The sequence below is a fragment of the Nonomuraea sp. NPDC050394 genome, assembly GCF_044459065.1.
GTDB lineage: Bacteria > Actinomycetota > Actinomycetes > Streptosporangiales > Streptosporangiaceae > Nonomuraea.
In genome coordinates this window covers 58629-77484 of sequence record NZ_JBITIO010000025.1, presented here as the reverse complement: position 1 = coordinate 77484, position 18856 = coordinate 58629, and the positions used below count along the sequence as shown (strand labels likewise).

Here is an 18856-nt window from a genome sequence, read left to right as displayed (position 1 = left end):
GGGCGTCGACGGTGAAGACCCCGCCCCCGGGCGGGCGGCCCTGCTGGGCCGGTCGCAGACTCCGCGCAGCAGATGATCCTTTCCGCTGGCGGTCCCCTTTTCCTGTCGGCGGGGCCAGACGTGGGCCGCGCCCTGCCGGGAGAAGAGACCCGATGCCGAAGGACAACCGCAAGCTGACCCGCGACACCCGCGCCCTGGCCGCCCAGGAAGGCGTGTCCTACCAGCAGGCCCGCGCCACCCTGCTGGCCCGCACCACCACCGCGGACCCCTCCGCGCCCACCCCCGCGCGGTCCGCCGCCGTGCTCACCATCGGCGACCTCGACGAGCTCGTGCGCCTGGTCCAGGCCGACAAGCAGGCCGCGGGCATCACCGTGACCGAGGACAACGCCCGCGAGCACGTCGCCTTCACCATCGCCATGCTCAAGCGCTACCTGACCAGCGAGCCGCTGCCACCCGCCCCGGCCACCGAAGACCAGCCCCGCATCTACGGGCCGCACTGCCCGCACGACGACGACTGCGCCACCGACGTCTGCCAGGACGGCTACGCCTGGCACGCCTGCCACACACCCGGTTGCCCGATCTGCGGCGCCCCGCCAGTGTCCACGCCCGAGCACTGGGCCGGCGACGTCGTCGCGCACGCCATCATGAGCCCGGCCGACGTCGCCCGCGCCGAAGCGCACCTGCGGGCCTTCCCGCAGCTGCGCCGCCCCCACGACCCGCCGACCATCTCCAACGAGCGCTACTACCAGGCCACCGGCGGCGAAGCCGGATACCCGTGCGGCGAATGTGGCGGCTGGGTCCCGGACGGCTACAGCTGCGACTGCTACGGAATCGACGGCGAGGACTGAGCGTGTACCCCGATCCGCTTGCGGCCGCCGCCCGCGGCCTGGCCGTCTTCGCCCTGCAGCCCGGCAGCAAACTCGTCTACGCGCCGGGCTGGCAGCAGGCCGCTATCACCGACCCCGACGTCCTGGCCAAGACGTGGCGGCCGGGCGACAACGTCGGCGTCGGCTGCTGGAAGAGCACCGTGCTCGGCATCGACCTCGATACCAAAGAACCCGGCGTCAACGGCATCGCCCGCTTCGCCGCCTGGTGCGAGCGGTACGGCCAGCCGTGGCCGGACACGCTGACCGTCCGCACCCCGTCGCAGGGCCTGCACCTGTATCTGAAAGTGCCGCCTGGCGTGCTCATCGGCTCCACCGCCGGCCGCCACCCGCGCTCACCGCTGGGGCCCGGCATCGACACCCGCGGCCCGGGTCGCGGCGGCCGCGGCGGCTACCTCGTCGGCCCCGGGAGCATCGTCGACGGCAGGCCGTACGTAATCGAGTACGACGCTCCGATGGCCGCTTGCCCCACCTGGCTGGCTAACCTCCTGGCCCTCCCCGCCACCCCGAACCCCCCTCACCGTAGGAGCACCGTGTGAAGATTCGCCTGGTCGGTACCCCGGAGGAGGCAGAGCAGGGCGCTGCGCTCATCGCTGCCGTGATGACCATCGTCGAGGACTCGGGCGACCGCGCCCGCCGTGGCGGCGGCTTGCAGGTCCAGCGCTACCTCGACGTCCGCCTCCCGCCCGCCCCCGAGTCTGCACCCGCGCGTCCGCGTCGCGCCCGCCCCAGCGGACCAGACGCTCCAGGGCCCGAGGTCGACCTCAGCCCGTGGGCCTGACCAAACGCCGCTCGCAACCTGCTGGTCTCGAAGTGGGCAAACCGCTCGCGGGGCCGGGCGGAAGCGGCTGAAATCACGGTATGCCACGCCATCAGATGGGCGGCCACGTCCCCGCGCGGGAGGTGGTCGCCGCGGCGACCAGCGCCAAGGCCCGACGCATCGCACGCGCCGACCCGCCGGCGAACCCGGAAGCCGGCGAACCGCCGAAGCGAGGCCCGCGCGTCAACCCGCCCACCCAGACCGAGTACGACGCCCTCCCGGTCGACAAGCGCATGGAACTGTTCCAGGCACGGCAGCAACGCCCCTGGCAGCACTTCACCGCGGTCGGCGTGTTCGTCGGCCTGCTCTTCACCGCTGGCGGTCTGATCTACACCGCCAGCACCTGGGAGACCGGGCAGGAGGCCCTGCGTTCCACCCAGCAGCAGCAGATCACTGACCGGTATGCGAAGGCCGTCGAACAGCTCGGCTCCACCAAGGTCGAGGTCCGTATCGGCGGCCTGTACGCCCTGGCACGCATCGCTAAGGACTCACCAGCCGATGCCACCACCATCGAGGACGTCGTCGTGGCGTTCATCCTCGAACACGACTACCAGCCGACCAGGGAAGCGCCCGAGCCGCCGAAGTCCGGCTGGCAGCCTGGCCCTGACGAAGCCCACGCAGTGCGCGTCCTCGGCATGGTCATCAACGATCCCTCGCATAGGCGATCACTTCGTTCGGCTCAGCTCGCCTGGGTGGACTGGCCTGGGGTCGATCTCACCGGCTGCCATCTGATGGGCGCGGACCTGCGCGCCGCGAACTTATCCGGCGCGACCCTGGTGGGCGCGGACCTGCGCTCTGCGCTTTTGACCCGCGCAACCCTGTACGACGCGAACCTGTACGACGCGAACCTGTACGACGCTTACCTGGGCGGCGCGACCCTGACCGAGGCGGACCTTAGGGGCGCGGATCTGCGCGGCACGGTCCTGGGCGCCGCGGATCTGGGCGACGCGGATCTGCGCGACGCGGACCTTAGTCGCGCGCATCTGCGCGGCGCGTATCTGCGCGACGCCGACCTTAGGGGCGCGGATCTGCGCGGCACGGAACTGGGCGACGCGGATCTGCGCGGCGCGGACCTGCGGAGGATACAGGGCAAGACAGAGCAGCAGATCAGGGCGGTGGCCAAGGTGGATGCCACCACCAAGTTCTGACGTCTCCGCTCCCCTCGACCTGCGGAGGGCGCGCAGCCACACGCTGCGCCGCCCTCCAGGCACTACGCACGAGGCAATCTCGTCTATCGCTCGCGGGGTGGAGTCCGTCGCGTAGCGGCCTGCTGATCGAGGTCGTCCCAGAGGGGCTCATTCCCGTCGGCACACGAGAGGCCGGCATGGGGGTCGCAGGGAGGTTCGGGGACGACCTCTATGCCGAGGACGTTCTCTATGCGCATGGGGCTAGATCCCTTCAGGTCCCGAATGGTCGCCGTTCCTGTTCAAGCAGCGCGGTCACTCCGCCGGAGCCTCGCGACGCTCAAGGAGCCCGGCGCCCTCCAGGTCCGTGCGCATCTCCTCCAGGACATCCTGCAGCGTCCGGTAGATGGCCAGCGCCTTGTCCGGCTGGTGCTGCACCACACGCCGGGCCACCCGCAGGTTGGCGATCGTGTTCGCGGCCGCTTCCAACCGGAGGGCCTCGTCGAGGCCGTCGTCATCGTGGGGCGGCTGCGGGTTCTTCCCGTTCGGCCGGGGCGCGGCGGGGTTTGCCTCCGCACGCGGCTCCGGCACCGGAGCCGGCGACGGCGCAGGCTCCGGTGCCGGAGCGGGAGCCGTACGGTCGGCCGCGAGCTGCTCGGCCTCGGGCAGCTTCGCGATCTCCCGCGCGACCGCCAGCTCCAGACCGCCGTCAACAAGGAGCTGCTGCAGCTCCGGCAGCAGCTTGGCGACCTCGCGCGCGTCCTCGATCTTCAGCTCGCCGTCGTCGACGGCCACCTGCAGGGCCGGAATGAGGCTGAGGAGCGAGATCCGCTGCGACACCCACCCCTGGCTCTTGCCCAGAGTGGTGGCCGCCTGACGCTGGGACATCTCGTCCTCGCGCATCATCTTGTCGAGTTCGCGCGCCTCCTCCATGACAGTGAGGTCGTCCCGCTGGAGGTTCTCGATCAGCGCGTTGCGGCGTGACTGCTCGGCGACGTCCTCCTTGACGTCGACCGGCACCTCCTCCAGCCCGGCCATCTCGGAGGCGTGCCGTCGGCGGTGCCCGATCAGGATCACGTATGGCTTGTCGCCGATACCGCCCTGCGTCTCTGGCTTGTCGTGGTGCGGCTTGGCCCGCAGCCAGATCTCGCGCGGGATGACCACAAGCCGCTGCAGAACCCCGACCTCTTCGATCGTTCGTGCCAGCTCACCCAGGCGGCGCAGCTTCTCACGCGGGTTGTCGGGGTTGTCGGCCAGGTCCGAGATCTTGACCTTGGTCGGCCACCGCGGCGCCTCGACCATTTCCACGCCGGCCGCCTGGTCCCCTGCCTTAACCGTTTCAGGGTTCGCCTTCAGCGTGCCCGCGCCCGTGCCCGCGCGACCGCGGGTCTTCTGAACTGCCATCTCATCCAACCTCGGCGGGCAGCTTGAGCCCGATCCGCTTCGCAAGTTCCTTGGAAACAGCCTTGAAGGCGTCGGCGACCTCCGGACCTCGGCCGCCCATGAGCCGGACCGGCACCGGCGGGGCGTTGTCGGCGGCGTCCTTGATGACGGCCCGCTCGTTGATGTACGGCAGGATGAGCGCGTCGCCGAACTCGTCCGGGATGCCTTCCTCGGCCTGGAAGGAGTGCGCGCCGACGCGCATGTCGAGCCGGTTGACGATGTACCCGGCCACGGCCAGGTTCGGGTTGTGCAGCAGACGCCGCTTCTCAGTGACGAAGCCGCCTAGCTTGAGCGCGCCGCTGATGCCGTCCAGCTCGGGGTCCATGACCGCCACGGCGTAGTCGGCGGCCGACAGCGCCATCTGCGTCAGGTGCCCAAGGTTGGGCGGGCAGTCGATGAGCACCAAGTCGAAGTCGTCATCGGCGCCGTCGAGAGCGTTGCCGAGCCGGAGCACCGAGCCGAGTTCGGCGGCCTCGAGGACGCGGTTCTCCACGTCGTCGCGGGACGGCAGCAACGTGATTCGGTCGGAGTACGGTTCCGGCCAGCCGATGTCAGCGAAGGCATCACCGGCGCACCCCTGCTGATCAGCCTTGATGGCTTCCGAGATGGTGGGGCGGGCAGGGTCTGGCTGGTGGGCGAGGCGACGTCCGGCATTCGTTTGCGGGTCCATCTCGGCCACCAGGACGTCGAGCCCTTGCTCGGCGTAGGCCGCGGCGAGGTTGACGGTAATGGCGGTCTTGCCGCTGCCGCCCTTGTTGTTGGCGATCGCGATCCGCTTGGATCGGCGGTGGCCGGGGGTGGACATGGTTCGGGTACCTCCTGCGAAGAGTCGCGGCCCGGCAGGCGGCTGGGACGCACTGGCCATCCTAGAGAGGGTGGCGGGGGATTCCACGGACATCGCTGTCGGGAAACACGAGAAGGCCGCCACTTCGTCGCCGTGACGGCCCTCTCGCGGACTCTTCGCAAAAGTCGTGGCCCAGCATAGCCGCCCGGTGCGGCAGATCCGCGTGATCGACACGGCGGTGATTACGCCGTAATCACCGCAGGCGCTGCGCGGTTACGGCCGCGGGATCTGGTGCCGCATGAAGAACACCTTGAGGACGTTGTCGACGAGGTCCTTGGGGCCCATCGGCAGGTTGAGGCAGGCGTAGGTGAGGCGAGCGTCGGTGAGCGGCAGCAGTCGCACGGTGATGCTGGGCTCCTCGGTTTCGTCCTTGCCCTCGCCCTTCCTGTATGTGCGAGGCTTCAGGGTGCGAGGGCGGGCCGGCCGTTTGCCGGGCGGGGCGAGCCGGAGGTCGTCCGGGATGCCGTTCTTGTCGAACCATTCGGTCAGGGCTTGTTCGAGGGCCCCTTGTGGGCCGATGCCGAGCTTCTGGCAGGCGAGGGTCAGGCGGTCGTTGACCTCGGGGGCCAGGCGGACGGTGAAGGGGTAGCGGGTCGTGACGCCCTTGAGACGGCGTGGTGGGATGGGCTTCTTGTCGCGTGGTGATGATGGCGCTTTCGCTGGCGGGGAGTCGGGGACGCCAGGTTCTTGGAAGAGGACGGCTTTGGCCGGGTCTTGTGCCGGTTTTTTGCTGGCAGACATCGGGTTGTGGGCCTCCGCCGTGGGTGCTGGTGGGACAACAGATGCCACGTTTCTCGGTTTTCCGCAACCTCACGAGAGCGATTTCGCGATTTCCTTACCGCTGTCGAGTACTCCTGACCCCCTCCCAAGCGTCCCAGGATCACCGCAGAGCAACCAGGAGCTCGAAGCGCTCTCCCTCCAGTACCGGTCCGCTCGCACACCGTAGAGCGCGCAAAGAAGAACCCGCGATGGTTGTTGCGAAATCACTACGACCTTTGAAAGACTGAAGTGTCTTCCCTCGCACCTCCCGAATCGCAGAGCATCATTGTCGGAAGCGAAAATGCTTCCAAAGCTAAACGTCAGGAGAACCGCTCATGCCTCACCCCACCCGCCGCCAGGTCACCGTCATCCTCGACCGCTCCGGCTCCATGTACCCCATCAAGGCCGACACCGAAGGCGGCCTGCGAGCATTCCTCGCCGAGCAGCACAACGCCCCCGGCGAGACCCTCGTCTCCCTCTACGAGTTCGACCACCACTACGGCCCCGTCTACGAGTACGTGGCCCTCGCCGACGTCGTGGACTACACCCTCCACCCCGGCGGCAACACGGCCCTCTTCGACGCCATCGGCAAGACCGTCACCGACATGCGCGCCCACTTCGACGCCATGCCTGACGGTGAGCAGCCCGCCGAGACCGTCGTCGTCATCCTCACCGACGGCGCCGAAAACGCCTCCCAGGAATGGCGCTCCCGCACCCAGATCCGCCACCTCATCGAGGAGCAGACCAAGCGCGGCTGGAAGTTCTTCTACCTTGGTGCCGCTCCCGACACGTTCACCGTCGCCGGAGGCCTCGGCTTCGACCGAGGCAACACCCTCCACTACGGCACCGACCGCACCGAGGAAACGCTCACGCGTACCAGCCGCACCATCACCCGCGGCGGCGGCTTCACCGACGAGGACCGCGACGCCACCCGTCACTAGCCGCCGCACATCCCCGGCCTCGTCTAACCCCGGCGCGGCCATCCCACACCAAGAACGGAAGCCCGTGACCACAGCCTCCGACAAGACCCTCGATCGCATCCGCAGGCTGCTTGCCCAGGCGGAAAGCACCACGCACGAGGGCGAGCGCGAAACCTTCATGGAGAAGGCCGCCTACTTCATGGCCAAGTACGGCATCGAGCGCGCCCAACTTGGACACCTGCATCCCGACAGCGACAAGCCCAACCGCCGCATCATCTCCGCCTACAACCCATGGGCGAACGAACAGATCCGTCTCATTTATCGAGTCGCCGAGGCGCTCCGCTGCCAATGCCTCGTCCTCGGCAGCGGCCGGAGCGGGCGGCCGTCCCAGGTCGAGGTGTTCGGCTTCAGCTCCGATATGGAGCGTGCCGAACTGCTCTACACGAGTCTGCTCCTGCAGATGTTCACGGGCCTGCACCGGCAGCCCATTCCCGCAGGGCACCGGCGTCCGCGCGCGTTCCGGCATGCATGGCTGGTTGGGTTCGCCGACGAGGCTGCCCGACGCATCGCAGAGGCTGAGCAGCGGGCCAGGCACGAAGCCGAACTGACGAGCACCAGCACGACGATCGCCCTGCTCGACCGCGACAAGATCGTCAGCCGCATGTTCAGCGACGCCTACCCGAAGTTCCGTGACATCAAGTCGCCGGTTGATGCCGCTGGCCTGTTGAGCGGCATCGAGGCCGGCGCCCGCGCCGACATCGGCGGCACTCGCCTTGGTACGGCTCCCCGGGCCGCGCTGCGCTAACCCCCTCTTGGCGGCTGCTCCGAACGGCGCAGCCGCCTGCTCCTTCCGAAGGATCCCATTCGATGCGATTCGACTTGACCACTGTCCACGGCGCAGTCCAGGCGATCGAGCACCTGGCCACGCACTACGGCAGCGCCGTCCCCCTCATCTCCGCCAATCATCCTGAAGGTGCTGGCCATACCCGGATCAACCTTCTCGCCCTCACCCGCGATGAAGACGGCGGCCTCATCCTCCACGTGCGCGGCGACTTCGCCGAGACCCTGCTGCAGGGGTGGGTGACCTGCTGCGCCGACCGTCCCGCACCTCCGGTCGGCGCAAGCGAACGGCTGAAATCCAAGAACGGCATGGCCGCCTGGACCGGCGCCAGCGTCCAACTGCACCTGCCCGGCACACTCCTGACCCCCAACGAGGCGGTCTCGCTCATCTGCGATCTACAGGACGCCGTCGAGGAGACCTACCGGAGCCCCGAGTGAACGCCGCCGAGATCCGCCACCCGCCCGGCACCGGAGCGACGACATGAACCGTAGCGCTGCACAACCAGAGCGCGAAGCGCTGTCCGCCATCGCCATCTCCCGCATGATCGAACATCTCGGCCGGGCCCTGGCCACCCTGGAGCAGGGGCACTGGCAGTCCTTCCGGAACCACCTCGCCCACATCCGCGAGCAGAGCGCGATCGCCGACATCGAGCTCAACGGCCATCAGCCCGCCGACCCTCACGCCTACCTCACCACCGCTCACAGCAAGCTCCGGCCGGAGTGGGCAGCCACCATCGTTCGGTATCTCAGCCCACCCGAGCAGCCATGATCGCGACTCGTCGGCGCGAGGTCTTCCACTGGGGCCCGTACGCCTGGGACGTCTCCGCGGCGAAGAACATCGTCGCCGACCGCGTGCCGATCGGCCGAGTGAAGCCGGCCGAGTGGGGCGGCTTCGGCGCGCTCGTTGCGATCGACCGCGAGCACGCCAAGACCGTGGATCTGACCGTTCCCCTCATCGCCGTCCCCGTCCCCGGCACACACGGCAGCCCGCTCATCCTCGACGGCTGGCACCGCCTCCTGCGCAGCTACCTCGACGGCGTCGACGAGCTCCTGACGCACGTGCTCACTGCCGCCGAAGAGGCGCAGATCCGCATCCACGGCCCCGGCAACTGGCCGTACGGCCGCTGACCACCCGGCGGCGGGGGTCGTGCATTCCCGCCGCGTCTACCTTCAGAAGGGAACGATCATGGCCAGTCCCTACGGCTGGATCATCACCGCCGACCATTGCGGCGGCAACTACAAGGGCCACATGTACGTGCGCGGCAGCGGAACCCGCGCCGAGCGCAACCATCTCCGGGCCGCGCTCCGCAGCGGACAGGGCAGTCACTTCACGCTCTACGACGGCGACGGCAACCTCGACTACGCGGGCCGCATCATCGTCCCGCCCGGCCAGGAGGGCGGCGAGCTGTGGTTCAAGCCGCTCGACTGGGCCAAGGCCGACACCGGCTCGGCGTCCATCCGCTACCTCAACACCAACACCGGCGTCTGGGAGCAGCTGTGACCCTCGCCGACCTCATCGCCAAGACCGGCCTCGACCACAGCGCGCCCATCAAGGAGGCGCTGCCGACGCTGACGTGGCACGTCACCAAGCCGCTGAAGGCCGAGGGTGTGAAGACGATCGGCGACCTCGCCGCCCGCACCTACGACCAGCTGCTCGACATCCCGCAGTTCGGCGCTGGCCGGCTGGCCACGCTCGTCGAGGCGCTCACCGACCTGACAGGAGACAAGCAGTGAGCCGCCGCCGGTGAGCACCAACATCAGCGCCTACATCACTCGCGAGGAGATCCAGCACGTCGTCGGCCTGCTCGGCCTCACGCGTGACGGCGACAACACCTCCGTGTCCATCGATTCGACCACGGTCAATGGCCAGCATGAGAACCCCGTGACCATCTACCGCGCCGCCAGCGAATGCGCGGAAAGGGCCGCAGAAGAGGACTTCGACCCCGGACCGTACCCCGAGTTGTTCGCCGTCGACGACGAGTTCGACCTCGACGCTAAGGACTCCCGGATCACGAAGGTCACGCCCATCGAGGAGCACGACCCCGACGCCGACCGGGAGACCGCCCGCCAGATCGTCGCCATGCTGACCGCCCAGTTCCACCTGAGCCCGCCCGGCACACCCGTTTCTGGAGCGTCATGACCAGCCTCGACGTCATCTACCACGGCTACCGCCGCGAGATCGGCGGCTCGTTCATCGCCGTCGAGGACGAGGCCGGGCAGCAACTCGGCGTCGTCACTCACCTGCCCCGGCACTCACCCACGGGCCTCAGCTGGGGCTACCTCGGGTCCGGAGCAGCTGACTGCGCCCGCTCGCTGCTGATGGCAGCCCTCGGCGATGCCGCCACTTGTACGGCCTGCGCAGGAACACGTCAGATCGTGCTCGCCTTCGACGAAGCCACCGAAGAGATCACCGAACAGCCGTACGACCCCGACCAGGCGCCCGCCGTCGACCCCGAGCTCATCATGAGCTGCGGCACCTGCGACGACGGCACCCGGGTGCACCCCATCCACTACCAGGCGTTCAAGGAGGAGTTCGTCGCCCGATGGGGTGAGGAATGGACGATGCCGCGCGAGGAGATCGTGGCCTGGTTCACCCAGCAGACGCCTTGTTGAGCGCCCGCATCACCACCACGGCCGACGCCGCCCGGCCGGCCGCCCGAATGAGAAAGGAAACACGGTGGAACTCGACTTGAACTGGCGGGCCGTCCTCGCCCGTGCAGCTGACATCCAGGAGGCCAACGGCCACTGCCAAGGCTTCTTCGTAGACCACCGTCAAGCGGAAGGCGGCGTCGACATCCGCAACTGCCGCGTATGCCCGATCGGCGCGATCGCTCTTGCCTGCGACATCCTTCCCGGCAACCTGTGGACGCAGCATCCCAACGGCGTCGCCGCGGAGACCGCCGCGGAGAAGTTCGCCGACTACCTCATCCGGCACGGCCTGTCCGACGGCCGAACTCTCCACGACCGGCTCATGAGCACGATCGCGGACCAGTGGGCCGACGTGGCTGGGCGCACACTGGAAGAGATCGTGGCCGCGCTACGAGCCGCCGCCGAGGAGGACGTATCGTAGCTGGTCAACAGCCGTCATTCTCGGAAGCATTTACGCATCCGAGAATGACGGCTCGGGCCTCGCCCACGGGAAGGACGCCGCTTGACCACATCGCTGTGCATCGGGCCCCGCTGCGGCGGGCAAGAAGGACCTCGCGAAGCCGACACCGGCCGGCTCATCTGTGCAGGCTGTACCAGCCGCCTGCGCCGCGACATCGGCATCACTCCCACGCTGCAGCGGTGGCTGGGCCACCACCTCGCCCCCGGCGCTGGCGCCGGGCCGAAGGTTTCCGGTTCGCGGGATGCGCCGGTGCCGGTCCGCATCGACGTGATCGACCACCAGGCCCGCATCGGCGATGTGCTGAAGTCGTGGGTGTGGTTGATCGCCGAGCACCGCGGCCTGACGTACCCGGCGGTCACGACCGTGGACGAGGTGGCTCCGTGGCTGGAGCGGCACGTGGACTGGGCCACCACCCGGCCGTGGATCGACGACATGTGCGCGGAGCTGGACGAGCTGCGGCGCGTCGCGCACCGGCTCGCGCCGTGGCGCGTGCACGTCGTGGAACTTGACGGTCCGTGCCCGTCCTGCGATCTGCGGGCGCTCATCCGCACGTCAGGCGAAACCTACATCGAATGCGATGTGCGCGTGGGCGGCTGCAGCGCGCTGTGGACCGACGACGAATACCTCGCCAAAGTCACCTCAATGGTCGAGGTTGAATCGCAATGAGCTTCGTTTACGATGTGGCCATGAACGCGCCCCGGCGCCCCATGGCGCCCAACCCCGGCCGGCTTGCACCAGCGGATCAGCGCCAAGCCGCCGAGACGTTCCTGGAACAGGAGACCGCCCTCTACCGGGAGGCAGAGGCGCGGTGGCATGCCGCGATCGTGAAGGTGACGGGGCCGCCGGTCGATGTTCCCAACGCGGAAGGCAAGTCACTGGTGCCGCGCCTGCGCATCCAGGAGATCACGGGCATGACTCCGCGTAAGGTCGCGGAGCTGGTCGCCGAAGCCAAGGAGAAGGCGTAAAGTCCGGCAAAGGTGGGTGAGTGTCACAACTACCTGCTGCGGCGGGCCCCAGCTTTCCCCGCGAAGGCTGGGGCCGTTCCGCGTGTGGGCCGCAGCTAGTCGCTGCCGCCGCGGATCATGTAGAGCAGCATCGAGTAGGCGGCCTTTCTCAGCTCACGCTCGACGTGCACGAGGTCCATGTTCGCCGCCTTGGCGGCCTTGATTTCCCTCTGCGTGAACGTGTGGTCGCGTCGCTGGCCGCGCGCAGCCTCCCGACCGCCATGGTCGTAGTTCAGTTCAGCGATCAGGAATCTGAGCACGGACTCATCCCATGGCGTATCGAGAGACCAACTGCGCCGGGTCCACTTCCTGCCATCTCGGAAGATGTGGGCAGTCCTTCCATCCGCCGCGCGCACCGCGGTGAAGCCCGCTGCGATGCTCGGCGCAGCCGACACAACCTTCGGCTTCCGCGGTCTTCTCGCCACAGGCGCGGCAGGTGCCGGCGTCTCCTGTTCGGGTTCGGCCGATGAGTCCTGCGGCTCCGGTGTGGGCGTGGCCACGGCTACCTCACCTCGTCCCGGCAGCCACGGGCAGTCCAGGCGTGGGGTTCACGAGCGGGGCCCGCGGCCGCCGTCACGCGGGTCGCTTCGTCCAGGTGGATGCAGTAGTTCAGGACGCCCGCCCGGGTGCTGGTCCAGTCGAGGGCGTGGCCCGGCCAGCAGCGGCGGCGGGCCCGCCACCACCGGTCAGGTCCACGCCAGATGACCCATCCGGGATGGACGCTCATGAGCAGGTCGCACATGGATTGCGCCTGCGCCGGGTCGTCGTAGAAGGTGCTCACCCAGTCGGAGGCAGAGGTCACCATGGCCGCCGCCGACCAGCCGCGACGAGGTTACGGCGGATGCGGGCGAAAGCGCATTCGGCCTGCAGGCCGACATACAGGGAGGAGGTGATCCGCTGAGGCAGGTCACTGGCGATCTCGATGGCGTCCAGGGGGCGCTTCCACTCGGCCGCCCAGACGGCCCGGATGCGCCGGACACGGATCCGGCAGGCCGGGCACGGGGTCCTGGGCCAGACGGCGACCCACTGGCGGGGGCCGTACAGCCGCACCAGGAACTGCGGGATCGGCTCATAGACGGGTGCTTTCACATGAGGGGCTGGCGCGCGGGAAGTCATGGGGTAGTGATCTTCCGGTCTCGGGTTTCGCTGTTTTCGTCAACCTTAGCGCTAAAGCGCTTAGACGCTAAAGTAGGACGGCGCTATAGCCCTGATGCGATTCCTGTGTGACTCTCGACCCGCACGCGGACCGGCCCCTGTTCCGTCAGCTCGCTGACGTGATCCGCAACGACATCAAGTCGGGCAGGCTGGCGCCGGGCGTGAAGCTGAGATCCCTGCACCAGCTGGCCGCCGAGCACGAGGTCGGCGTCGCCACTGTCGAGGAAGCGCTGGCCGTCCTGCGTGCCGAAGGTCTCATCCGCACCCAGAAGGGCCGCGGGAGCTTCGTTGTGGAGCCGGTCGACCAGGTCGAGGTGGAGATCAACGGCGAGGCGTGGGTGTCCGCGCGGATGCCGGACCCGGCCGAGGCCCGCGAGCTCGGCATCCCCGCGACGGGTGTGCCGGTGCTGATCGTCGAGGAGGGCGATGACGTGCGGCTGCTCGCCGCCGATGGGCACAAGGTGCACTTCCGCCCAGGTCAGAAATAGGGGAAAGGCCGTTTCGTCTGCGCAGCGAAACGACCTTCCGGCCGAGAGTGTGCCATAGCGGCAATTCCAGACGCGCAAACAGGCACGATGGTTTACCGCTTCGGCAGAATTTCTGTCACATCCACATCAAGATGTGCAGGGCACCCTTATGCCGACAAATCTGAGGCGGAACAATCTGGTGCCATGCCGACGCGTATTAGCCCACCTCTCCGATTGGAGATGCTCGGGCAGCGCCTGCGCGGCCTGCGAATCGAGCGGGGGCTGACGCTTGCCGAGGTCGCCCAGCTGGTGTCGTGGTCGACGGCGAAGGTCGGCACCCTGGAGACTGGCCGCAAACGCGTCATGGCCGGCGATGTCCACCGGCTCCTCGACGCGTTAGGCGTCGGCGCCGACGAACCCATCCGGACCGAGTGCCTGCAGCTGCTGGCCGCAGCCCACCAGCGATCCTGGTGGAAGGACTACGAACGCGTCCTGCCGGTGCCGTATGTGTCGCTGGAGACTGAGGCCCGCCTCATCCGCACCTGGCAGCCCCAGCTGATTCCCGGCCTCCTCCAGACCCGCGACTACGCGCGCGCCGTCATCGCCGCCGTACACCCGTGGGACGAGCCGTCCACGGTGGCCATGATCGCCCGCGCTCGCATCGCCCGCCAGTGGATTCTGGGGTGCGATGATCCGCCTGACCTCGAGGTCGTCGTCGGTGAACACGCGTTACGTGCCCGCCTCGGTGGCCCGCAGATGATGCGCGAGCAACTGCAGCGGCTCCTGACCGCAGGCCGCGAGCGGCACATCGCCGTCCAGGTGATGCCGGCCGAGGTGCACGAGCACGCCGGCCTGATGGGATCGTTCGTGCTGTTGACGGCTCCTGACCTCCCGACCCGCCTGTACTGCGAGGGAGGCCCTGCTGCGATCATGGAGGAGGGTCCGCACGTTGACCAGTGGGAGCGCCGTTTCGGGGTGCTGACGCAGCAGGCCCTCACGGTCACGGAGTCAGCGGACCTCATCGCACAGATCATGAAGGAGACAGCGTGCTAACACCCGACTGGGGCAAGAGCCCCCACTCGGAGTCCGGGGGATGCGTGGAGGTCAGGCTCGCCGGGGGAGTCGTCGAGCTGCGCGACAGCAAGGACCGCGGCGGGCCGGTGCTGCGCTTCACCGAGCGGGAGTGGACGGCGTTCGAGCTGGGCGCCAAAGACGGCGAGTTCGCGCTGCCGTAGCAGCACCAGGCCGTCTTAGCGAGGGTGATCCGGCTGCGTCGGAGCGCCCTCGCGAAGACCCTGCTGGTAGGCATCTTCGGGCGTCAGCCGGTGGCGGGCCAGCCGCAGGAGCGCGATGGTGCACGTGGGCAGCGAGATGCCGAACACAGCGAGGGCGAGCGCTCCCGGCGTGAGGAGCGCCGAGGTGAGCAGTGCGGCTGCAGCCGCTGCTCCGCTGATGATGGCCAGGGCCCCCGTCATGAGCGACATGCGTCTTTGCTCCTTTGTCCGTCACCCCGTGTGACGAGATAGGGGTCTGGCCTATCTCGCGCGGGGGCCACTATCGCATCGGAAGAATCTACCGTCTGCGCCCCACCCTGCGTCGGGACGGAATTGTTACCTATTTCATGTATTTCGTGGCCGGTTCCGGCCCCGCCGAAATCGGTCACGTGCAACATTTGACACATCCGCTCCACAGGGATCTACCCTTGCGAGGAAACATGAACGGCCCTTCGCTGGCACACGTCGGGGGCTGCTGGTGACGTTGTGCCGTTTCCCCTCATCTCTCGCGAACGGAACGATCCATGACTTTTGCGTCCCGCCTGCTGACCATTGCCGCAGGCTCGGTGCTCATCGCTTCCATGGCCGGTGCCGCCCACGCCCAGGAGCCAGACCCGTCTGCGGCCCCCACCTCGGTACAGACCGAGACGCCCGAGCCGAGCCCGTCCGGGGAGCCGGCCGCGAACAGCGCCACGGCGCCGCAGGAACAGCGCACCGAGACGACGACGGTCACCACGACGAAGAACGCCGACGGCACCTTCACGACCAAGACCGTCAAGCAGGTCACGTACACGACCACCACGACGGCCACGTCGTCGTCGGCGCCCGCTGCGCCGCAGGGCCACACCGGCGGCTGGTAATCGCCAGCCGTGTTCCAGCCCTTGTTCCTCTCCGAACCCTGGAGCCCCCCATGAACCATCCGCGCAGCACACAGCTGCTGGCCAACACCGCGGCGGCGTGCTGGCTCACGACGATCGTCGCCGGCATGCTCAGCGTCACCTTGCACGCCAGCCCCTGGCAGACGCTCGTGCAGATCAGCATGTGGTCGGCAGGCGTAGCCGTACCCGTGACGGTGCTCGCCTGGCGGCGGCACGTCGAGGGCCGCCAACTGGTGGCCGCGTATGCGCTCGGGGTCGAACACGCAGCCCGGTTTCGCAGAAAGGCCGCCGCTGTCCGGGACAACTGAGCACACCAGGGGGCTCAATGTTGGAGATTCTCGGGCTGGATCAGCTGGAGCAGGAGGTCTACCTCCTGCTCCTTGCTTCTGGGCCACAGCCCAGGCCCGACCTGCTGGACCAGTACGGTCAGCAGGCCCATGCAGCCTTGACGTCGTTGCGCAAGCGGGGCCTCGTCATGGGGGTGGACCCGGTGCGGGCGTGCAAACCGTCGCTGGGCCTGGCGCCCGCCATGCTGGAATGGCAGGCGGCGCTGGAGCGGCTCCGCGCTCTGCTGCCGGACATGGATCAGCTGTTTCTGCAGGCCAACCATGTGCCCGTCGAGCAGGGGAGTGTCGATGTGCTCGCGGACCCGGCGCAGATGCGAGAGGCGTTCCAGCGCATCCATGACACGGCGCGCACCGAGGTACTTGCCTTCCATACGGCGCCGTTCAAGCGGATGATCGGCAATGACGGCATACCCAACCTTCATCTGGCCTGTTGCCGCATCATCGTGGAGGAGGAGGTGCTCGACGACCCGGACGCGGTGGCGGGGCTGCAGCACTCCGAAGGCATCGGGTGCGAGATCCGCATGACCAAGCACCTCGACCACAAGATGGTGATCGGCGACCGGCAGCTCGGCATGGTGCCGCAGTATCCGGCCCGGCACCCCGATGAAGACGGATCTGCGTTGCTGATTCGTCCGGGCACGATCATGGATGTGCTCGTTGAGCAGTTCGAACGACGCTGGCAGGCGGCGATGCCGGTGGGGTCGGTAGCCCAAGGGGCCCGGCCCAGCGAGGCGCCGATGTCGGATGAGGACTTGAAAATCTTGTGGCTGCTCACGCGCGGAGCGTCGGATCGGCAGCTGCAGAGAGGCCTGATGCTCTCGGATCGGACGGTTCGCCGCCGGATCGAGGCGCTGATGGAGCGGTGCGGCGTGACCACGCGCTTCCAGCTCGGCGTGTATGCGGCGCAACACAAGCTGGTGCCTGCGCTGGACTCTCCATTGAGCCAGGCAAGCTAACTGGGGGAGACCCCTAGTTTTTGATCATCTTGAGGTGGCTGTCGTGCAGGCGTTGCCCGGACGCGAGATGTTCGCGCAACGCCGCCTTCATCGCGGCGCGCTGCTCGGGGGAGGCGTCGAGCTGGTCGATGTCGCTGTAGGCCTGGGCCAGTTCCCACAGTTCGTCCGGCATGGAGCTGCGGAATTCTTCGGCGATCTGGGCGCGGACCGCGTCCGTGACGCTGGGTGGGGCCTCGCGCTGCTGCTGGTCCAGACGCAGGGCGTCGCCGGCGTCTGGTCTGCCGATGGCGTCGAAGTCCTCGGGGGTGATGTTGCCGACAACGCGGGCCATGAGGGCCAGTTTGCCGGGTATTCGGCTGCCGTCGCGTTCGATGAGCCGCCAGGTGGATTCGGCGAACCGTTCACCGCTGAGATCTTCAGCGCGGCGGGCGGCTTCTTGAACGGTGAGTTTCTCGAGCCTTGCTATCCGGCGGGTGTGGATGAGTTCGGCTTCGGGCGGTCGCGTGGTGGCCACGACTGTCCTCCAGTGGCTGCGGCCTCGCGGTGGTGCGCGACCATGGGCGCCAGGCTAGCAGTTTCTGCGTTTTCCGCCCATACGATCTGCACAGATCACCCTTAAATAGCGGTTTCTGCGGAATTGTGTGCAGATCCACTGTTGGTAAATCGCAGAAACCGCTAGAGTTTGCTAGTGACCGCAGACGACAAGCACCATGATCATCAGGGAGTTGATGACCATGAGATGGGGGACTCCCCTCCGTCTCATGATCCCGACAACGTCGATCTCTTGACCGTTGCGGAATTCGCCCGCGCGAGCGGCTACTCCAGCAAAACGGTCATCGCACACATGAAAGATCGCCGCATCAGCTACTACCAGCTGCAGGGCAAAACCCGCCGCATCCCGCACTCCGAACTGGTGCGCTACCTCGAAACCGCCAAGGTCGCCGAGAAACCCGACGACGACCACCTGACCGTCGCCGAAGTCGGCGAAGCGCTCAACGTCAGCCACTACTACGTGTACGCCCTGATCCACACCAACGCGCTGGATAGCAGCAAAGGGGCCCGCAGCCACTTCATCCCGCGCGCTGAGGTGACCCGCCTGCTCGCAGAGTCCTACCACCCCGCGATCCGATAGCCCCTCGCCCGACACCGGAGCCCACATGTCCCATCTCGACCCCGTCAAACGCGTCCTCACCACCGACGGCGGCACCTGGACCATCACCGCCGTCCACGCCGCCGGCGTCATCGTCTGCTACCAGCGGCACCGCCTCAGCCTGCCGTCGTACATCGCGTACGCGGCCCGGCCGGACGGCTCCTGGCTCGCCCACCTGCCTGCACCCGCCCCAGCCGAAGCCGAGTCCGCACTCATTCTTGGAAGCGATTCCGCAATCAAAACTGTGTCGTGGCGGCCACTGCTCGACCTCCTCAACCTCATCACGCCTGACGCCCGCGCGGAGTGCACCGCCCCCCACGGCGACGCTGTAGCCGTAAGCGCGTCCCCCGCCGGGGGTGTCCGTTGACGACCACGACGGGCACCCCCGAAACCGGGCTGCTGCGCCGCCGCATCCTGCGCGCGGCCCACGACATGCCTCTCGACGAACTGATCGCCCTCCTGGAGGAAGGCGCACGCGCCCAGGGCAGCGGCGGCCTGATCGTCGTCGGCAAGGACGTGATGGACGCCGTCCGCGCCGCGATCACCGCCCGGACCGAAGGCCCCCTCCGGCACCTGACCGCCCACCTGGAGGAGCAGGTCCGCGCCCAGAACGGCAGCAACCTCATCCGTCTCGACCTCGACCTGCTCGAAGCCGTCCGTGAGCGGCTGCCCAAGCGGCCGGAGCAGATTTGATGGCCCGCCGCCCCACGTTCGGCCACCCGTCCGACGAGGAGATCCTCGCCTACACGGACGCGATCACCGCTGATGACCGCGCCCATCCGTACTCCACGTTCCCGCCGTACCGCGACGCGGCGAACCCGGCCGAGCAGCAGCTGACGCACGCCGACAACCTCGCCTACCGCCAAGAGCAGAGGAGCTGAC

General features: G+C 68.1%; 34 protein-coding genes. 26 read left to right on the top strand and 8 right to left on the bottom strand.

Going from position 1 to position 18856, the window contains the following annotated elements; translation table 11 throughout:
- The first annotated feature begins 152 nt into the window (after positions 1-152).
- From ACIBKY_RS51400 to ACIBKY_RS51385, 4 genes are all read left to right on the top strand, one after another.
- Complete coding sequence (locus tag ACIBKY_RS51400; protein WP_397109371.1) at positions 153-848, top strand: hypothetical protein; 696 nt, start codon at positions 153-155, stop codon at positions 846-848.
- A 2-nt stretch (positions 849-850) separates the two neighbouring features.
- Positions 851-1423 (top strand): bifunctional DNA primase/polymerase, encoded by a 573-nt coding sequence (locus tag ACIBKY_RS51395; protein WP_397109370.1) that lies wholly within the window; start codon positions 851-853, stop codon positions 1421-1423.
- Positions 1420-1665, top strand: a complete 246-nt coding sequence (locus ACIBKY_RS51390; RefSeq protein WP_397109368.1) for a hypothetical protein — start codon at positions 1420-1422, stop codon at positions 1663-1665. The genes ACIBKY_RS51395 and ACIBKY_RS51390 overlap by 4 nt, the downstream gene beginning before the upstream one ends.
- An 80-nt stretch (positions 1666-1745) precedes the next feature.
- Positions 1746-2852 carry a pentapeptide repeat-containing protein gene (locus ACIBKY_RS51385; protein ID WP_397109366.1) on the top strand — a complete coding sequence of 369 codons (1107 nt, stop codon included), beginning with the start codon at positions 1746-1748 and terminating at the stop codon, positions 2850-2852.
- Positions 2853-3143: 291 nt separating this feature from the next.
- Here ACIBKY_RS51385 and ACIBKY_RS51380 read toward each other — a convergent pair whose 3' ends face one another.
- From ACIBKY_RS51380 to ACIBKY_RS51370, 3 genes are all read right to left on the bottom strand, one after another.
- Positions 3144-4232, bottom strand: a complete 1089-nt coding sequence (locus ACIBKY_RS51380; protein ID WP_397109365.1) for a ParB/RepB/Spo0J family partition protein — start codon at positions 4230-4232, stop codon at positions 3144-3146.
- A 1-nt stretch (position 4233) separates the two neighbouring features.
- A complete protein-coding gene (locus ACIBKY_RS51375) occupies positions 4234-5076 on the bottom strand; it encodes a ParA family protein (RefSeq protein ID WP_397109363.1) in 843 nt (280 codons plus the stop codon).
- 252 nt (positions 5077-5328) lie between these two features.
- Positions 5329-5856, bottom strand: a complete 528-nt coding sequence (locus tag ACIBKY_RS51370; RefSeq protein WP_397109361.1) for a hypothetical protein — start codon at positions 5854-5856, stop codon at positions 5329-5331.
- 353 nt (positions 5857-6209) lie between these two features.
- Here ACIBKY_RS51370 and ACIBKY_RS51365 point away from each other — a divergent pair, with 353 nt between their 5' ends.
- From ACIBKY_RS51365 to ACIBKY_RS51310, 12 genes are all read left to right on the top strand, one after another.
- Positions 6210-6815 (top strand): hypothetical protein, encoded by a 606-nt coding sequence (locus ACIBKY_RS51365; protein WP_397109359.1) that lies wholly within the window; start codon positions 6210-6212, stop codon positions 6813-6815.
- Between the two features lie 64 nt (positions 6816-6879).
- On the top strand, positions 6880-7599 hold the full coding sequence (locus ACIBKY_RS51360) for a DUF2786 domain-containing protein (RefSeq protein ID WP_397109358.1): 720 nt from the start codon (positions 6880-6882) through the stop codon (positions 7597-7599).
- A gap of 62 nt (positions 7600-7661) precedes the next feature.
- Positions 7662-8072 carry a hypothetical protein gene (locus ACIBKY_RS51355; RefSeq protein ID WP_397109356.1) on the top strand — a complete coding sequence of 137 codons (411 nt, stop codon included), beginning with the start codon at positions 7662-7664 and terminating at the stop codon, positions 8070-8072.
- 43 nt (positions 8073-8115) lie between these two features.
- On the top strand, positions 8116-8403 hold the full coding sequence (locus ACIBKY_RS51350) for a hypothetical protein (RefSeq protein ID WP_397109354.1): 288 nt from the start codon (positions 8116-8118) through the stop codon (positions 8401-8403).
- Positions 8400-8762, top strand: a complete 363-nt coding sequence (locus ACIBKY_RS51345; RefSeq protein WP_397109353.1) for a hypothetical protein — start codon at positions 8400-8402, stop codon at positions 8760-8762. The genes ACIBKY_RS51350 and ACIBKY_RS51345 overlap by 4 nt, the downstream gene beginning before the upstream one ends.
- A gap of 58 nt (positions 8763-8820) precedes the next feature.
- Complete coding sequence (locus ACIBKY_RS51340) at positions 8821-9135, top strand: hypothetical protein (RefSeq protein WP_397109351.1); 315 nt, start codon at positions 8821-8823, stop codon at positions 9133-9135.
- Entirely contained in the window at positions 9132-9368 is a 237-nt protein-coding gene (locus tag ACIBKY_RS51335; RefSeq protein WP_397109349.1) for a DNA-directed RNA polymerase subunit alpha C-terminal domain-containing protein, read from the top strand. Before ACIBKY_RS51340 ends, ACIBKY_RS51335 begins: the two co-directional genes overlap by 4 nt.
- 10 nt (positions 9369-9378) lie before the next feature.
- Complete coding sequence (locus ACIBKY_RS51330) at positions 9379-9774, top strand: hypothetical protein (RefSeq protein WP_397109347.1); 396 nt, start codon at positions 9379-9381, stop codon at positions 9772-9774.
- Positions 9771-10247: a DUF6166 domain-containing protein gene (locus ACIBKY_RS51325; RefSeq protein ID WP_397109345.1), complete on the top strand. Its 477-nt coding sequence runs from the start codon at positions 9771-9773 to the stop codon at positions 10245-10247. The genes ACIBKY_RS51330 and ACIBKY_RS51325 overlap by 4 nt, the downstream gene beginning before the upstream one ends.
- A gap of 64 nt (positions 10248-10311) precedes the next feature.
- Complete coding sequence (locus tag ACIBKY_RS51320) at positions 10312-10704, top strand: hypothetical protein (RefSeq protein ID WP_397109343.1); 393 nt, start codon at positions 10312-10314, stop codon at positions 10702-10704.
- Between the two features lie 81 nt (positions 10705-10785).
- The gene (locus tag ACIBKY_RS51315) at positions 10786-11409 is read left to right on the top strand and encodes a hypothetical protein (protein WP_397109341.1); all 624 of its coding nucleotides are present in this window, start codon (positions 10786-10788) and stop codon (positions 11407-11409) included.
- Positions 11410-11429: 20 nt separating this feature from the next.
- Complete coding sequence (locus tag ACIBKY_RS51310; RefSeq protein WP_397109339.1) at positions 11430-11708, top strand: hypothetical protein; 279 nt, start codon at positions 11430-11432, stop codon at positions 11706-11708.
- A gap of 95 nt (positions 11709-11803) precedes the next feature.
- Here the strand turns inward: ACIBKY_RS51310 and ACIBKY_RS51305 are convergent, their stop codons facing one another.
- The 3 genes from ACIBKY_RS51305 to ACIBKY_RS51295 all read right to left on the bottom strand — a co-directional run bounded on the left by ACIBKY_RS51305 (position 11804) and on the right by ACIBKY_RS51295 (position 12836).
- Positions 11804-12007, bottom strand: a complete 204-nt coding sequence (locus ACIBKY_RS51305; protein WP_397109337.1) for a hypothetical protein — start codon at positions 12005-12007, stop codon at positions 11804-11806.
- A 242-nt stretch (positions 12008-12249) separates the two neighbouring features.
- A complete protein-coding gene (locus tag ACIBKY_RS51300; RefSeq protein WP_397109335.1) occupies positions 12250-12552 on the bottom strand; it encodes a hypothetical protein in 303 nt (100 codons plus the stop codon).
- Entirely contained in the window at positions 12546-12836 is a 291-nt protein-coding gene (locus tag ACIBKY_RS51295; RefSeq protein WP_397109333.1) for a hypothetical protein, read from the bottom strand. The genes ACIBKY_RS51300 and ACIBKY_RS51295 overlap by 7 nt, the downstream gene beginning before the upstream one ends.
- Before the next feature lie 134 nt (positions 12837-12970).
- Here ACIBKY_RS51295 and ACIBKY_RS51290 point away from each other — a divergent pair, with 134 nt between their 5' ends.
- The 3 genes from ACIBKY_RS51290 (at position 12971) to ACIBKY_RS51280 (ending at position 14604) form a co-directional block, all read left to right on the top strand.
- On the top strand, positions 12971-13390 hold the full coding sequence (locus ACIBKY_RS51290; protein ID WP_397109331.1) for a GntR family transcriptional regulator: 420 nt from the start codon (positions 12971-12973) through the stop codon (positions 13388-13390).
- A 183-nt stretch (positions 13391-13573) separates the two neighbouring features.
- Positions 13574-14422, top strand: a complete 849-nt coding sequence (locus ACIBKY_RS51285) for a helix-turn-helix domain-containing protein (RefSeq protein WP_397109330.1) — start codon at positions 13574-13576, stop codon at positions 14420-14422.
- Positions 14416-14604 (top strand): DUF397 domain-containing protein, encoded by a 189-nt coding sequence (locus ACIBKY_RS51280; protein ID WP_397109328.1) that lies wholly within the window; start codon positions 14416-14418, stop codon positions 14602-14604. Before ACIBKY_RS51285 ends, ACIBKY_RS51280 begins: the two co-directional genes overlap by 7 nt.
- Positions 14605-14619: 15 nt before the next feature.
- Here the strand turns inward: ACIBKY_RS51280 and ACIBKY_RS51275 are convergent, their stop codons facing one another.
- On the bottom strand, positions 14620-14853 hold the full coding sequence (locus ACIBKY_RS51275; protein WP_397109326.1) for a hypothetical protein: 234 nt from the start codon (positions 14851-14853) through the stop codon (positions 14620-14622).
- A gap of 314 nt (positions 14854-15167) precedes the next feature.
- On the opposite strand from ACIBKY_RS51275, the gene ACIBKY_RS51270 reads away from it, so the two are divergent.
- From ACIBKY_RS51270 to ACIBKY_RS51260, 3 genes are read left to right on the top strand one after another with little or no spacing between them, the layout of a single operon-like run.
- The gene (locus ACIBKY_RS51270; protein WP_397109325.1) at positions 15168-15503 is read left to right on the top strand and encodes a hypothetical protein; all 336 of its coding nucleotides are present in this window, start codon (positions 15168-15170) and stop codon (positions 15501-15503) included.
- A gap of 50 nt (positions 15504-15553) precedes the next feature.
- Complete coding sequence (locus tag ACIBKY_RS51265) at positions 15554-15829, top strand: hypothetical protein (protein WP_397109323.1); 276 nt, start codon at positions 15554-15556, stop codon at positions 15827-15829.
- Between the two features lie 17 nt (positions 15830-15846).
- On the top strand, positions 15847-16824 hold the full coding sequence (locus tag ACIBKY_RS51260) for a hypothetical protein (protein ID WP_397109321.1): 978 nt from the start codon (positions 15847-15849) through the stop codon (positions 16822-16824).
- 13 nt (positions 16825-16837) lie between these two features.
- Here ACIBKY_RS51260 and ACIBKY_RS51255 read toward each other — a convergent pair whose 3' ends face one another.
- Positions 16838-17338 (bottom strand): hypothetical protein, encoded by a 501-nt coding sequence (locus ACIBKY_RS51255; RefSeq protein ID WP_397109320.1) that lies wholly within the window; start codon positions 17336-17338, stop codon positions 16838-16840.
- A 174-nt stretch (positions 17339-17512) separates the two neighbouring features.
- On the opposite strand from ACIBKY_RS51255, the gene ACIBKY_RS51250 reads away from it, so the two are divergent.
- Genes ACIBKY_RS51250 through ACIBKY_RS51235 form a run of 4 tightly spaced genes read left to right on the top strand, consistent with a single transcriptional unit; the run spans position 17513 to position 18855 of the window.
- The gene (locus ACIBKY_RS51250) at positions 17513-17956 is read left to right on the top strand and encodes a helix-turn-helix domain-containing protein (protein ID WP_397109318.1); all 444 of its coding nucleotides are present in this window, start codon (positions 17513-17515) and stop codon (positions 17954-17956) included.
- Positions 17957-17981: 25 nt separating this feature from the next.
- The gene (locus tag ACIBKY_RS51245) at positions 17982-18341 is read left to right on the top strand and encodes a hypothetical protein (protein WP_397109316.1); all 360 of its coding nucleotides are present in this window, start codon (positions 17982-17984) and stop codon (positions 18339-18341) included.
- Entirely contained in the window at positions 18338-18667 is a 330-nt protein-coding gene (locus ACIBKY_RS51240) for a hypothetical protein (protein ID WP_397109314.1), read from the top strand. The genes ACIBKY_RS51245 and ACIBKY_RS51240 overlap by 4 nt, the downstream gene beginning before the upstream one ends.
- Positions 18667-18855: a hypothetical protein gene (locus ACIBKY_RS51235; RefSeq protein ID WP_397109312.1), complete on the top strand. Its 189-nt coding sequence runs from the start codon at positions 18667-18669 to the stop codon at positions 18853-18855. The genes ACIBKY_RS51240 and ACIBKY_RS51235 overlap by 1 nt, the downstream gene beginning before the upstream one ends.
- Position 18856 lies beyond the last annotated feature (1 nt).

Excerpts from the sequence above, each read along its gene's own strand:
- ACIBKY_RS51400 (WP_397109371.1), top strand. The coding sequence starts at position 153 with ATGCCGAAGGACAACCGCAAGCTGACCCGCGACACCCGCGCCCTGGCC.
- ACIBKY_RS51385 (WP_397109366.1), top strand. The coding sequence starts at position 1,746 with ATGCCACGCCATCAGATGGGCGGCCACGTCCCCGCGCGGGAGGTGGTC.
- ACIBKY_RS51380 (WP_397109365.1), bottom strand. The coding sequence starts at position 4,232 with ATGGCAGTTCAGAAGACCCGCGGTCGCGCGGGCACGGGCGCGGGCACG.
- ACIBKY_RS51375 (WP_397109363.1), bottom strand. The coding sequence starts at position 5,076 with ATGTCCACCCCCGGCCACCGCCGATCCAAGCGGATCGCGATCGCCAAC.
- ACIBKY_RS51370 (WP_397109361.1), bottom strand. The coding sequence starts at position 5,856 with ATGTCTGCCAGCAAAAAACCGGCACAAGACCCGGCCAAAGCCGTCCTC.
- ACIBKY_RS51365 (WP_397109359.1), top strand. The coding sequence starts at position 6,210 with ATGCCTCACCCCACCCGCCGCCAGGTCACCGTCATCCTCGACCGCTCC.
- ACIBKY_RS51355 (WP_397109356.1), top strand. The coding sequence starts at position 7,662 with ATGCGATTCGACTTGACCACTGTCCACGGCGCAGTCCAGGCGATCGAG.
- ACIBKY_RS51350 (WP_397109354.1), top strand. The coding sequence starts at position 8,116 with ATGAACCGTAGCGCTGCACAACCAGAGCGCGAAGCGCTGTCCGCCATC.
- ACIBKY_RS51345 (WP_397109353.1), top strand. The coding sequence starts at position 8,400 with ATGATCGCGACTCGTCGGCGCGAGGTCTTCCACTGGGGCCCGTACGCC.
- ACIBKY_RS51340 (WP_397109351.1), top strand. The coding sequence starts at position 8,821 with ATGGCCAGTCCCTACGGCTGGATCATCACCGCCGACCATTGCGGCGGC.
- ACIBKY_RS51325 (WP_397109345.1), top strand. The coding sequence starts at position 9,771 with ATGACCAGCCTCGACGTCATCTACCACGGCTACCGCCGCGAGATCGGC.
- ACIBKY_RS51310 (WP_397109339.1), top strand. The coding sequence starts at position 11,430 with ATGAACGCGCCCCGGCGCCCCATGGCGCCCAACCCCGGCCGGCTTGCA.
- ACIBKY_RS51300 (WP_397109335.1), bottom strand. The coding sequence starts at position 12,552 with ATGGTGACCTCTGCCTCCGACTGGGTGAGCACCTTCTACGACGACCCG.
- ACIBKY_RS51285 (WP_397109330.1), top strand. The coding sequence starts at position 13,574 with ATGCCGACGCGTATTAGCCCACCTCTCCGATTGGAGATGCTCGGGCAG.
- ACIBKY_RS51275 (WP_397109326.1), bottom strand. The coding sequence starts at position 14,853 with ATGTCGCTCATGACGGGGGCCCTGGCCATCATCAGCGGAGCAGCGGCT.
- ACIBKY_RS51270 (WP_397109325.1), top strand. The coding sequence starts at position 15,168 with ATGACTTTTGCGTCCCGCCTGCTGACCATTGCCGCAGGCTCGGTGCTC.
- ACIBKY_RS51265 (WP_397109323.1), top strand. The coding sequence starts at position 15,554 with ATGAACCATCCGCGCAGCACACAGCTGCTGGCCAACACCGCGGCGGCG.
- ACIBKY_RS51260 (WP_397109321.1), top strand. The coding sequence starts at position 15,847 with ATGTTGGAGATTCTCGGGCTGGATCAGCTGGAGCAGGAGGTCTACCTC.
- ACIBKY_RS51245 (WP_397109316.1), top strand. The coding sequence starts at position 17,982 with ATGTCCCATCTCGACCCCGTCAAACGCGTCCTCACCACCGACGGCGGC.
- ACIBKY_RS51235 (WP_397109312.1), top strand. The coding sequence starts at position 18,667 with ATGGCCCGCCGCCCCACGTTCGGCCACCCGTCCGACGAGGAGATCCTC.